The 13033-nt window shown below is 69.2% G+C and carries 11 protein-coding genes; 4 read left to right on the top strand and 7 right to left on the bottom strand.

Features of this window, described 5'->3' with window-relative positions:
• Positions 1–20: 20 nt before the first annotated feature.
• Both cysK and epsC read left to right on the top strand, forming a co-directional pair.
• Complete coding sequence (cysK, locus tag KZC51_RS09830; RefSeq protein WP_247629800.1) at positions 21–959, top strand: cysteine synthase A; 939 nt, start codon at positions 21–23, stop codon at positions 957–959.
• Between the two features lie 15 nt (positions 960–974).
• Positions 975–1538, top strand: coding sequence for a serine O-acetyltransferase EpsC (gene epsC / locus KZC51_RS09825; protein WP_247629799.1), 564 nt, complete (start codon positions 975–977; stop codon positions 1536–1538).
• 16 nt (positions 1539–1554) lie between these two features.
• On the opposite strand, the gene KZC51_RS09820 is transcribed toward epsC, so the two are convergent.
• Positions 1555–1959, bottom strand: coding sequence for a phage holin family protein (locus KZC51_RS09820; protein WP_247629798.1), 405 nt, complete (start codon positions 1957–1959; stop codon positions 1555–1557).
• 60 nt (positions 1960–2019) lie between these two features.
• On the bottom strand, positions 2020–3564 hold the full coding sequence (locus KZC51_RS09815; RefSeq protein ID WP_247629797.1) for a CitMHS family transporter: 1545 nt from the start codon (positions 3562–3564) through the stop codon (positions 2020–2022).
• A gap of 145 nt (positions 3565–3709) precedes the next feature.
• Here KZC51_RS09815 and KZC51_RS09810 point away from each other — a divergent pair, with 145 nt between their 5' ends.
• Together KZC51_RS09810 and KZC51_RS09805 are read left to right on the top strand one after the other, a co-directional pair.
• The gene (locus tag KZC51_RS09810; RefSeq protein WP_247629796.1) at positions 3710–5401 is read left to right on the top strand and encodes a sensor histidine kinase; all 1692 of its coding nucleotides are present in this window, start codon (positions 3710–3712) and stop codon (positions 5399–5401) included.
• A complete protein-coding gene (locus KZC51_RS09805; protein WP_247629795.1) occupies positions 5398–6051 on the top strand; it encodes a response regulator in 654 nt (217 codons plus the stop codon). Before KZC51_RS09810 ends, KZC51_RS09805 begins: the two co-directional genes overlap by 4 nt.
• Before the next feature lie 22 nt (positions 6052–6073).
• Here KZC51_RS09805 and prfA read toward each other — a convergent pair whose 3' ends face one another.
• The 5 genes from prfA to lysA form a co-directional block, all read right to left on the bottom strand.
• The gene (gene prfA / locus KZC51_RS09800; protein ID WP_247629794.1) at positions 6074–7153 is read right to left on the bottom strand and encodes a peptide chain release factor 1; all 1080 of its coding nucleotides are present in this window, start codon (positions 7151–7153) and stop codon (positions 6074–6076) included.
• Positions 7154–7164: 11 nt separating this feature from the next.
• Positions 7165–9123: a transcription termination factor Rho gene (gene rho, locus KZC51_RS09795; protein WP_247629793.1), complete on the bottom strand. Its 1959-nt coding sequence runs from the start codon at positions 9121–9123 to the stop codon at positions 7165–7167.
• Positions 9124–9276: 153 nt separating this feature from the next.
• The gene (thrB, locus tag KZC51_RS09790; protein ID WP_247629792.1) at positions 9277–10215 is read right to left on the bottom strand and encodes a homoserine kinase; all 939 of its coding nucleotides are present in this window, start codon (positions 10213–10215) and stop codon (positions 9277–9279) included.
• Positions 10216–10217: 2 nt separating this feature from the next.
• Positions 10218–11522, bottom strand: a complete 1305-nt coding sequence (locus KZC51_RS09785) for a homoserine dehydrogenase (protein ID WP_247629791.1) — start codon at positions 11520–11522, stop codon at positions 10218–10220.
• Positions 11519–12961, bottom strand: a complete 1443-nt coding sequence (gene lysA / locus KZC51_RS09780) for a diaminopimelate decarboxylase (protein ID WP_247629790.1) — start codon at positions 12959–12961, stop codon at positions 11519–11521. The genes KZC51_RS09785 and lysA overlap by 4 nt, the downstream gene beginning before the upstream one ends.
• Positions 12962–13033: the final 72 nt, after the last annotated feature.

The following is a 13033-nucleotide window of genomic DNA, read 5'->3' as shown; positions in this document are numbered from 1 at the left end:
CGCATCAGGAAGGCTCTCCCATGCCCGGCATCCATTCCGACATCACGACCGCATTCGGCAACACCCCGCTCGTCCGGCTGAACAGCGTCACGGAGGGCCTGGGCGCGACCGTGCTCGCCAAGCTCGAGTACTACAACCCCGCTTCGAGCGTGAAGGACCGCATCGGCATCGCGATGATCAACGCGGCCGAGGCCTCCGGTGAGCTCAAGCCCGGCGGCACGATCGTGGAGTCCACCAGCGGCAACACCGGCATCGCTCTCGCCATGGTGGGAGCCGCCCGCGGCTACAAGGTCATCCTGACCATGCCCGCATCGATGTCGAAGGAACGACGCCTCCTGCTGAAGGCGTTCGGCGCCGAGATCGTGCTGACCGACCCCACCAAGGGCATGAGCGGTGCGATCGAGGTCACGAAGCAGATCGTGGCAGACACCCCCGGCGCCATCTGGATCCGGCAGTTCGAGAACGCCGCGAACCCGCAGATCCACCGCGAGACGACTGCACCGGAGATCCTGAGGGACACCGACGGGAACATCGACATCTTCATCGCCGGCGTCGGCACCGGCGGCACGGTGACCGGCACCGGCCAGGCGCTGAAGGCGGCCAAGCCCGATGTGCAGGTCATCGCGGTCGAGCCCAAGGACTCCCCCGTCCTGAGCGAGGGCCACCCCGGCCCGCACAAGATCCAGGGCATCGGCCCGAACTTCGTTCCGGCGATCCTCGACCGCGATGTGATCGACGAGGTCATCACCGCCGAGTTCGAGGAATCGATCCAGGTGGCACGCCGACTGATGGCCGAGGAGGGTCTGCTCGTCGGGATGTCGTGCGGCGCCGCAGTGTCCGCGGCGCTCAAGGTCGCGGCGCGGCCTGAGAACGCCGGCAAGACGATCGTCGTCATCCTCCCCGACACCGGGGAGCGCTACCTGTCGACCGCGCTCTTCGAGGACCTTCGCGAAGACTGACGGGAACGCACCACCATGATCGGTCGAATGCGCGAGGACATCGCGGCGGCGCGGCTCCGCGACCCGGCGGCGCGCAGCGGCGTCGAGGTCGCACTGCTCTACCCCGGCCTCCACGCCATCTGGGCCCACCGCGTGTCCCACGCACTCTGGCGGCGCGGGTTTCGCCTGCTCGCCAGAACAGGATCGCAGATCTCACGCTGGCTGACCGGCGTCGAGATCCACCCGGGGGCGCAGATCGGCCGTCGGTTCTTCATCGATCACGGCATGGGCGTCGTGATCGGTGAGACCGCGGAGATCGGCGACGACGTGATGCTGTACCACGGCGTGACGCTCGGCGGTCGCACCCGCGAATCGGGCAAGCGGCACCCCACCCTCGGCGACGGGGTCGCGGTCGGCGCCGGTGCGAAGATCCTCGGGCCGATCACGATCGGCGCCGGTTCCGTGGTCGGCGCCAATGCCGTGGTCACGCGTGACGCTCCCGACGACAGCATCCTCATCGGAGTCCCCGCCAAGCCTCGGCATCGTCTGGTGGGCGAGGACACACGCGCCCTGCTCACCGCACCCGACTACTCGATCTGACGCACAGCTCGCGACCTCAACGTCGGCCGCGGGCGTCCTTCACCTTGCGCTTGACGAAGAGCAACGGGAGCAGCACGGTTCCGAGCGCCGTCACGAGCCAGACGATCACGGAGCCCAGGATCCAACCGGCGGCGTCGGTGATGCGCAGACCGCCGACCGGCAGCAGCACCACGACGAGCAGCGCGATGAGGGTGGAGAAGATCCCGATCCCGCCGAGCAGCACAGGGGCGTACCGATCGGCGAGCTTGCTGATCCACGGCGAGAGGATGCTCTGCAGCAGCGCGAAGATCAGGATGCAGAGCACGAAACCCCACCACTGGGACCAGTCGATCCGAAAGCCGTCCAGGACGAGGTCGGCGACGATGAGCCCGATACCGGCCGAGAGGATGTAGATGGCCGTGCGGAACAGGAAAGTGATCACGCGCCGAGCCTAGCGCCCCGCCGTCGGGTGCACGACACCCGCGCTCCCGACAGCGGCTCCTCACTGCGCGACGAAGAACGGAATGGCGCCCGACAGGATGCCGACGCCGAGCATCACCAGCGACACGATCGCCGCACGCCACAACACCTTGCGGTGATGGTCTCCCAGGTTGACGCCGGCCAACGAGACGAGCAGCAGGATCGCCGGCACGAGAGGGCTCTGCAGATGGACCGGCTGTCCGGTGATCGACGCCCTGGCCATCTCCACCGGGTCGATGCCGAAACTCGCAGCGCTCTGGGCGAGCACCGGCAGGATGCCGAAGTAGAACGCGTCGTTCGACATGAAGAAGGTGAACGGGATCGAGAGGATGCCGGTGATCGGGGCGAGGAACGGGCCGAGCGCCGGGGGCAGGACGTTCGTGATCCAGGTCGCCATCGCATCGACCATCCCCGTGCCTGTGAGCACACCGACGAGGACACCGGCGGCGATGACCATGGACACCACACCGACGATGCTGGGGGCGTGCGCGACGATCTCCGAGGCCTGATCCTTGATGCCGCGGAAGTTGGCGACGAGTGCGATACCCGCTCCGACCATGAACACATAAGGCAGCGGCAGGATGTCGAGCACGAGCAGCACCATCACGGCGAGCGTGAGCGCCAGGTTGAACCAGATGAGCTTCGGGCGGAGGGTCGCCCTGGCCGGGTCCAGCATGGTGTCGGCCATCGCGGTGTCGGCAGGGTCGACGTGCGCAGCGGGAACGGGTCCGTGGCCGCCGGCGACGACCACGATGTTGCCGGTACGGAGCGCCGCGCGGGCACCGGGCTGAGGACCGGCGCCGCGGAAGATGCGCGGCACGGTGGCGAGGGCGCCGCCGTCGGAGCCGGGGAGCAGTCCGTCGGAGTCCAGTCGTCCGAGGCGACGACGCTCCTGAAGACCCAGGATCCACGCGAAGCCGAGCGTCACGATGAGGCCGGCTCCGAGCGCGGGCAGCATGGGCACGAAGATGTCGGTCGGCTGCAGTCCGAGTGCGGTCGCCGCGCGGACGGTCGGCCCGCCCCACGGCACGATGTTCAGCGTGCCGTTCATGAGCCCGGCGACGCAGGTGAGCACGACCGGGCTCATCCCAAGCCGCAGGTAGATCGGCAGCATCGCCGAGGTCGTGATGATGAAGGTCGTGGAGCCGTCGCCGTCGAGCGAGACCGCACCGGCGAGGATCGCCGTACCGAGCACCACCTTCGCCGGGTCGTCGCCCAGCACGCGGGTGATGACCCGGATGAGCGGGTCGAACAGCCCGACGTCGATCATGATGCCGAAGAACATGATCGCGAACATGAGCAGCGCCGCGGTGGGCGCCATCTTGCCGACCGCGTCGAGGATCATGTCGCCGAGGCCGAGCCCGGCCCCCGCGAACAGACCGAAGACGGTCGGCACCAGGATCAGGGCGACCATGGGCGTGAGCCGCTTGGTCATGATGAGCGTCATGAACGCCAACACCATCGTGAATCCGAGCAGCACGAGCACCCACTCGGGCGGCACGAACGCCACGTCGTACGTGGGTGCCTCTTCGGCGGCTGCGAACAGACCGGTGAGTGCGTGGGACATGCGGTGACTCCTTCGTCGTGATTCCGTCTGCGGCGACGGATCCTCATGAGATTAGGGAAACCATGCGCACAGGGTGCGGTATCCCGCATTCCCGCCGGTTGTGCGCGTAGCGTGAGTTCTGCGCATATTGCGCGGGAGGAGCCCGATGCCCAGGACGACGTTCACCAGACCGCGCTTCGCGACGCGCGCGCTGCTGCTGAGTCTCGCCACCGTCGGCCTCGTGGTGGTGCTGTGCACCGGTGTGTACCTTCTGCTCACCGTCCAGCAGCTGCGGGCTGAAGCGGAGACGACCGCGCTCGGCATCGCGAGAACCCTGGCCGAGGACCCGCAGGTGCATGCCGAAGTCACCCGGATCTCGGCATCCGAGCACGAACCGGACGCTGAGGAGCTCCGCCTCGGCGAGCTGCAGCGCCTCGCCTCCGATGTCGCTGCCCGGACGGGAGCGCTGTTCGTCGTGGTCACCGACGACAACGGCATCCGCCTCGCGCATCCGAACCCGTCGCGCATCGGCGAGGAGGTCAGCACGCCGTACGAAGAGGTGCTGCAGGGCAGGGAGATCGTCGACTGGCAGAAGGGCACGCTCGGTGAATCCGCGCGCGCCAAGGTGCCTGTGCGCGACGCCGACGGCACACCGGTCGGCGAGATCAGCGTCGGCTTCGAGCGGGGAGGTGTCTTCGACGACCTACCGCCGCTGCTGGCGGTGATCGCCCTCACGGCCGCAGGTGCGCTCGGGCTCGCGATGCTCGCGTTCCTCCTGCTTCGGTGGCGCTGGGAGCGGCTGACCCTCGGCGTGCAACCGGAAGAGCTCGTCGCCCTCGTGCAGAACCAGACCGCCGTGCTGAACGGCGTCGACGACGGCGTGCTCGCGATCGATCCGCAGGGAATCGTCCGGGTGAGCAACGCCGCCGCGAACCGTCTCCTGGGACTCGACTCCCCCGTCGGACGAGCGTTCGAGTCGCTGGGCCTTCCGTCCTCGGTCACCGCGACGATGACGGGCGGCCACGCCAGGTCGAGCGCCGTCGTCGGCGACCGGATGCTGTATCTCGACTCGCGCCCCGTCGTGCGTGACGGACGAGCGCTCGGAGATGTGCTGATCGTGCGTGACCGCACCGACCTCATCGCACTGGCGGAGCGGCTCGAGACCGTCAGGACGATGACCGCTGCACTGCGCGTGCAGCGACATGAGTTCGCGAACCGGATGCACGTCGCTGCAGGTCTGATCGACGCCGAGCGGGTGTCAGAAGCCCGGGCCTTCCTCGGCGAACTCGTCGAGCGCGGTGCTGTGGCCTTCCCTGTCGCGGGCCTCGAGCTGCTCGGCGATCCGTTCCTGCACTCCTTCCTCGGCGCCAAAGGCGTGGAGGCCGGGGAACGCGGAGTCGCGCTGCGCGTCGCGGATGATACGCAGCTGATCGGCAGTGTGGTCGCGGCGGAGGACGTTGCGGCCGTGCTCGGGAACCTCATCGACAACGCCGTCACTGCGGCCGCGTCAGGCGAGCGGACGCCGCGCTGGGTGGAGGTCGCCGTGCTGGACGACGGCGATGCCCTCGTGTGCACGGTGGCCGACTCTGGCGGGGGTCTGCGCGGTGTCGACCCGATGTCTGCGCGGCCTCGCGACGAGAACACCACCGACAGCGTGCACGGTCACGGGATCGGCCTCTCCCTGTCGACCGAGATCGCGCGCCGCAGCGGCGGCGACCTCTGGGTCATCGATGCCGGAGACGGCGACCACGGGGCCGTGTTCGCCGCTCGAATCGGTGGCGCCGTGGGCGGCGCCCCGCTCTCGGACGGCTCGGCGACCGACCACCGCACTCGCCCCGAGAACAAGGAGAAGCCATGACCGATCCCCTCCGGGTCCTCATCCTCGACGACGACTTCCGGGTCGGTCAGCTGCATCAGGGCATCGTGGACGACCACCCCGGGTTCACGGTGTCGCAGACCGCGCGCTCCCTGGCCGAGGCGCGTGACAGCATCCGTGCCTCTCGCCCTGACCTGCTGCTGGCCGACGTCTTCCTCCCCGATGGGGACGGCATCGCTCTCGTGAGGGAATCGGGAATCGACGCGATCCTGATCTCCGCAGCCGATGACGCGCCGACCGTCCGCCGCGCCCTCAGATCAGGAGCAGTCGGCTACCTCGTGAAGCCGTTCGAACGGCGGGCCCTGTCCGGGCTGCTCGATCGCTACTCCCGCTACCGCAACCTCCTGGCGGGCGACCGTGTCATGCGTCAGGAGGACGTCGACCGGGCCCTCGCCATCCTGTACGGTGCGGGCGAACCCGTGTCGCTCTCGCGCTCGGCGACAGAACAGCTCGTGCTCGCCGCGCTCGGCGACGGCGAGGCATCGGCAGCGGAGATCGGCGAACGTGTGGGCATCTCACGGGCCACCGCTCAGCGGCACCTCGCCGCCCTCGCTGCCAGGACCGTGGTCGAGGTGAGGCTCCGCTACGGCGCCACCGGTCGACCAGAGCATCGGTACGCGGCGCGGAGTTGACGCCGCGTAGGGACGCGCGGAGTCAGGACTCGGAGCCGACGGCCGCCAGACGTGCTTCTTCGTCAGCGGAGATCGCGGACGCGATCAGCGGTTCGAGGGCGCCGTCCATGACCTGGTCGAGGTTGTACGCCTTGAACCCCGTGCGGTGATCCGCGATGCGGTTTTCCGGGAAGTTGTAGGTGCGGATGCGTTCGGAGCGGCCCATCCCGCGGATCTGCGACTTGCGGGCATCGGACGCCGCGGCGTCGAGCTCCTCCTGCTGCTTGGCGAGCAGGCGCGCACGCAGCACCCGCATCGCCGCTTCACGGTTCTGCAGCTGCGACTTCTCGTTCTGCATCGACACGACGATCCCGCTGGGCAGATGGGTGATGCGCACGGCGGAGTCCGTCGTGTTCACCGACTGCCCACCGGGGCCCGACGAGCGGAACACGTCGATCTTGAGGTCGTTCTGGTTGATCGCGATCTCGTCGGGTTCGTCGACCTCGGGGAACACCAGCACACCGGTGGTCGAGGTGTGGATGCGTCCCTGGGACTCGGTCGCAGGCACGCGCTGTACGCGGTGCACACCACCTTCGTACTTGAGATGAGCCCAGACGCCTTGCGCCGGATCGGAGGACGAACCCTTGATCGCGACCTGCACGTCCTTGTAGCCGCCGAGGTCGGACTCGTTGCGCTCGAGGAGCTCGGTCTTCCAGCCCTTCGACGCGGCGTACTGGATGTACATGCGCAGCAGATCGGCGGCGAACAGCGCCGATTCGGCACCGCCCTCCCCCGCCTTGATCTCCATGATCACATCTCGCGCATCGTCGGGGTCGCGAGGGATCAGCAGGCGCCGGAGCTTCTCCTGCGCCGCCTGCAGCCCCTCTTCGAGCACGGGCACCTCGGCAGCGAACGTCTCGTCCTCACGGGCGAACTCGCGTGCAGCGTCGAGATCGTCGGAGGCGGCGACCCACGCCTCATGCGCCGCGACGATCCGCGACAGCTCGGCGTACCGGCGGTTGACGCGCTTCGCCCGTGCGGCGTCGGCGTGCACCGCCGGGTCGGAGAGTTCCTCCTGCACCCGGCGATGCTCGTCGATCAACGCCTGAACGGACTCGAACACGGTCGGCCCGCTCAGCGGATGTTGTTGTCGTGCCCGTGACCGCCGGAGGGCAGCGTGGGGATCGACTTCTGCATCTGCACCAGGAACTCGACGTTCGAGTTCGTCTCCTTGAGCTTGCCCAGCACGACCTCGAGCGCCTGCTGCTGGTCGAGGCCGGCGAGGGCGCGACGCAGCTTCCACGTGATCTTGACCTCGTCGGCCGAGAGCAGCATCTCTTCACGGCGGGTGCTCGACGCATTGACGTCGACCGCAGGGAAGATGCGCTTGTCAGCGAGAGAACGCGACAGACGCAGCTCGCTGTTGCCGGTGCCCTTGAACTCCTCGAAGATGACCTCGTCCATCTTGGAACCGGTCTCGACGAGTGCCGTCGCGAGGATGGTGAGCGAACCACCGTTCTCGATGTTGCGCGCGGCGCCGAAGAAGCGCTTGGGCGGGTAGAGGGCCGATGCGTCGACACCACCGGTCAGCACACGACCGGACGCCGGAGCGGCGAGGTTGTAGGCGCGTCCGAGACGGGTGATCGAGTCGAGCAGCACGACGACGTCGCGCCCCAGCTCGACCAGGCGCTTGGCGCGCTCGATCGCGAGCTCGGCGACCGTGGTGTGATCTTCGGCGGGGCGGTCGAAGGTCGAGGCGATGACCTCGCCCTTCACCGTGCGCTCCATGTCGGTGACCTCTTCGGGGCGCTCGTCGACGAGCACGACCATGAGGTGGACCTCGGGGTTGTTCTGCGCGATCGCATTCGCGATCTGCTGCAGCACGATCGTCTTGCCGGCCTTGGGCGGCGCGACGATGAGGCCGCGCTGACCCTTGCCGATCGGGGCGACCAGATCGATGATGCGCTGCGTCAGCTTCTCGGGAGCCGTCTCCAGGCGCAGGCGCTCCTGCGGGTAGAGCGGGGTGAGCTTGCCGAACTCGACGCGAGTGGCGGCATCGTCGATCGACAGGCCGTTGATCGAGTCGACCTTGACCAACGCGTTGTACTTCTGGCGACCGGGCTGCTCGCCCTCGCGCGGCTGCTTGATCGCGCCGACGATCGCATCGCCCTTGCGCAGGTTGTACTTCTTGACCTGGCCGAGCGAGACGTAGACGTCGCTGGGGCCGGCGAGGTAGCCGGTCGTGCGGACGAAGGCGTAGTTGTCGAGCACGTCGAGGATACCCGCGATCGGGATCAGAACATCGTCCTCGCCGATCTCGGTGTCGAACTCATCGGTCGGGGCGCCGCTGCGGCGCTTGTTGCGCTGGCGGTTGCGACCGTTGCCGGACTGGTCGTCGTCAGCGGCCGGCTGAGCCTGCTGCTGGTCCTGGGCGGCACCGCCCTGGCCACGACCACGGTTGCGGCTGCGGTTGCGGTTGCGGTTGCGGCCGCCCTGCTCTTCACCATCGGAGGGGTCGGACGAACCGTCGGACGCCTGCGGCGCGTCGGCGGGGGCCGCCTCGGCGGGCTGCTCGGCTGCGGGAGCTTCGGCCGCGGGCTTCTGTGCACCGCGACGGCCACGGCCGCTGGACTTGGGGGCGGCCTCGGCCGGCGCCTCGGTCGCGTTCTTGTCGGCGTTCTTGTCCGCCGGCTTGTCTGCAGTCTTGTCCGGCTGCGCGTCTGCGGGCTTGTCTGCGGGCGCGGCCTCAGCCGGCGCAGCGTCTCCGGGCGCAGCCGATGCCTCGGCCGACGCGGCCACGTCTGCCTTCTTGGCGCGACTGCGGCGAGGTGCTTTCGCTTTCGGAGCAGCCTCGGCGGTGTCGCCTTCAGCCGCCGCAGCGGATGCGGGCGCGGCCGGCGCGGCGTCTGCCCCCTCGGCCTTCGCCGCAGCGGCCTTCTCGGCCTTCGCTGCCGCGGTCGCGCTGGTTGCACGGCGGGGGGCGCGCTTGCGCGCCGGGGCGGCGTCCGTGGTCACGTCACCGCTCGCGGCCGCAGCCGGGGCTTCGACGACCGGAGCGGACTGGTCGTTCTGGGTCTCGGAGAAATTCTCCACGAGTACTCCCTCATATGTCATGGGAAAAGAGCGTTGTACGCGCACAACGGGTGCTGCGCGCGATCGCACGGGCTGACGCTCGGCGCCGGCCGGCCTTGGCACATGTGCCGAGGGATTCGCGTGCGGGTCTTGCAGATTGCAATGGGGCCAGATTCACGAAGCTTCGTGGAAGCCCTCCGCTCGATCCCCCACTGTACCACCACGAACGTCGACCGCCAGCAGGAGCGCCTCCCACGGGGTGTCGGTCACGGCGTTCGCCACCTCGACCGCGTCCTGACGGCTGCCGGGGCCGTCTGCGAGCACCAGGACGCTCGGTCCCGCGCCCGACACGACGGCGGCGAATCCCGCCGCCCGCAGTGCCTGCACCAGACGCTGCGTCTCGGGCATCGCCTCGGCGCGGTAGTCCTGATGCAGGCGGTCGGCCGTCGCATCCAGCAGCAGCTCCGGGCTCTGCATCAGTGCCGCGATGAGCAGCGCCGAGCGGGAGACGTTGAACACGGCATCCGCCGTGGAGACCTGCGGCGGCTGCAGGGAACGGGCCTGCGAGGTCGACATCGTGTACGCCGGCACGAGCACGAGCGGCGACACCCCGCGGTGCACCAGGAGCTTCTTGTGCTGCGGGCCGCGCTCGCCCATCCAGGCGATCGTCAGGCCGCCGAACAGTGCGGGCGCGACGTTGTCGGGGTGTCCCTCGATCTCCGTCGCCAGCCGCAGCAGATCCTCGTCGCCGATCTCGACGTCACCGGCGAGCAGGCCCTTGGCAGCAAGCACCCCGGCGGCCACGGCGGCACCGGAGGAGCCGAGACCGCGCCCGTGCGGCACTCCGTTCTCGGCGACGATCCGCAGCCCCGGCAGCGGACGCGCTGCGTCGGCGTACACGTGCGCGATCGTGCGCACGATCAGGTTGGTCTCGTCCCGCGGGATCTCCGCAGCACCAGACCCGGATACCTCGATCTCCAGTGCTCCGGCCGGCAACGCGGTGATGTGCAGCGTGTCGTAGATGCTGAGCGCCAGGCCGAGTGTGTCGAACCCGGGCCCGAGGTTCGCACTGGTGGCGGGGACGCGCACCTCGACGGTGCGGCCCTGCGCCATCGTCACTCGCCTTCCACGCGCAGCACGGAGACCACGCGCTCGACCACGGAGCTGTCCGCCAGGGCATCGACGGTCGCACTGAGCGCGCTCTCGGCGGCGCGGTGCGTGCCGATGATCAGGCGCGCCGTCGGCTCGGCCTCGCCTTCGACGGTCTGCACGACCGTGGCGACGGAGACTCCCCCGTCGCTGAGGATGCCTGCGACGGTGGCGAGCACGCCGGGCGCATCCGCCACCTCGAGGGTGATCTGGTAGCGCGTGGTGACGTGACCGATCGGAACGATGGGCATGTTGGCCCTGGTCGACTCCCCCACCCCGACACCGCCGGCGATGTGGCGGCGGGCGGCCGACACGACGTCGCCGAGCACAGCGGATGCGGTCTGCACTCCGCCGGCACCCGCGCCGTAGAACATCAGCGACCCCGCGGCCTCGGCCTCGACGAAGACGGCGTTGTTGGCGCCGTGGACGGAGGCGAGCGGGTGCGACTGCGGCACGAGTGCCGGGTACACGCGCACCGAGATCGACTCGTCGCCATTGGCTTCGATGCGCTCGCAGACCGCGAGCAGCTTGATGACGAAGCCCGCGGAACGTGCTTCCTCGATCATCGATGCCGTGATGGAGGAGATGCCCTCGCGGTGCACGGCCTCGAGCGGAACCGCGGTGTGGAAGGCCAGGCTCGCCAGGATCGCGGCCTTCTGCGCCGCGTCGTAGCCCTCGACGTCCGCGGTCGGGTCCGCCTCGGCGTAGCCCAGGCGTTGTGCGTCGGCGAGCACGTCGGCGAAGTCCGCGCCCTCGGTGTCCATCCGGTCGAGGATGTAGTTCGTGGTGCCGTTGACGATGCCCATGATCCGCACCACGCGGTCACCGGCGAGCGAGTCGCGCAGCGGACGGATGATCGGGATCGCGCCAGCGGCAGCGGCCTCGTAGTACACGGAGGCGCCGACGCGATCGGCGGCTTCGAAGAGCTCAGGGCCGTGAGTGGCGAGGAGTGCCTTGTTGGCGGTCACCACGTCGGCGCCGGATCCGATCGCCTGCAGGATGTTGGTGCGGGCCGGTTCGATGCCGCCGATCAGCTCGATCACGATGTCGGCACCGAGGATCAGGGACTCGGCGTCGGTCGTGAACAGCTCGCGCGGCAGGTCGACGTCGCGCGGCGCGTCGAGGTCGCGTACGGCGATGCCGGCCAGCTCCAGGGATGCTCCGGCGCGATCGGCGAGCTCGTCTCCGTGGCGCAGCAGGAGTGCTGCGACCTGGGAGCCGACGGCCCCGGCTCCGAGAAGCGCCACACGAAGTCGTCGGTACTCTGTCATCTTGCTCCTTCTGAGGTGGACGGACGCGATCGCTCGGACACGCCTCCGCCGTCGATGCCCGCATCCCGCGCGAGCAGATCGTCGATGGTCTCGCCTCGAACGATCACTCGGGACTCCCCGTCGCGCACGGCGATCACGGGAGGACGCGGAACATGGTTGTAGTTGCTCGCCAGCGAGACGCAATAGGCGCCGGTGGCCGGCACAGCGAGCAGGTCGCCCGGGACGAGATCGGCCGGGAGGTACTCGTGGTCGACGACGATATCGCCGGATTCGCAGTGCTTGCCGACGACGCGGCTGAGCTGTGCAGCGCCGTCGCCGACGCGCGAGGCCAGCCGGGCGGAGAACTGCGCGCCATACAGGGCAGGACGCGCGTTGTCGCTCATGCCGCCGTCGACGCTGATGTAGCGGCGGACCGCGCCGGACTCGATCGTAACGTCCTTGGTGGTGCCGACCTCGTACAGCGTCACACCCGCAGTGCCGACGATGGCCCTGCCCGGTTCGAACGACAGTGCGGGTACCGCGATACCGCGGGCATCGCATCCCTGCGCGACGGCGGCGACGATCTCGGCCGCGAGCTCGTGGATCGGAGTCGGGTCGTCGACGCGGGTGTAGGCGATGCCGAAGCCGCCCCCGAGATTCAGCTGAGGGACGGGGCCGCTCTCGAGCAGGGTCGCGTGCAGTTCGAGCACGCGGGACGCGGATTCGCGGAACCCGGCGACCCCGAAGATCTGCGAGCCGATGTGGCAGTGCAATCCGGCGAACTCGAGACCGGGTATCTCGCGGATCCGCGCGACGGCCTTCTCGGCCTCCGGCAGCGGGAAGCCGAACTTCTGGTCCTCGTGCGCCGTGGCGAGGAAATCGTGCGTCTCGGCGTGCACACCGCTGATGACGCGCACGAAGACCCGCTGGACGGCTCCGGTGCGGGCGGTGATGGCCGACAGCCGCTCGATCTCGATATCGCTGTCGACGATGATCGACCCCACACCGACGTCGACGGCGCGTTGCAGCTCCGCCGTCGACTTGTTGTTGCCGTGGAACCCGATCGCGGCGGGGGCGACGCCCGCGGCGAGCGCGACTTCGAGTTCCCCTCCGGTACACACGTCCACGCGGAGGCCTTCGTCGACGACCCAGCGGGCGACCGTGGTGCACAGGAACGCCTTTCCGGCGTAGTACACCTGCGCGGTGGTCCCGTGGTCGGCGGCGGCCTGGTCGAAGGCGCTGCGGAAGGCTCGCGCGCGCGTGCGCACCTCGTCCTCGTCGATCACGAGGAGGGGCGTGCCATAGGTCTGGGCCAGAGCAGTCGCGCTGAGGCCCGCGAACACCAGCGCGCCATCGGCGTCGCGGGCTGCGGAGGCCGGCCAGACGCCGTCGGCGAGGTCATTCGCGTCGTCGGGCTCGACGAGCCACTCCGGGGCGAGCGAGTCGGCAGGGGAAAGCAAGGAGCACCAATCGTGGGATGGATCTCGGGCTGAACGCGCACATCGAGGTTGCCCCCGATTCTAGGGCACCGG

Source organism: Microbacterium croceum (genome assembly GCF_023091245.1).
GTDB classification, from domain to species: domain Bacteria; phylum Actinomycetota; class Actinomycetes; order Actinomycetales; family Microbacteriaceae; genus Microbacterium; species Microbacterium croceum.
Note: the sequence above shows the minus strand (reverse complement) of the source record. Positions and strands in the feature narration are given on the sequence as shown.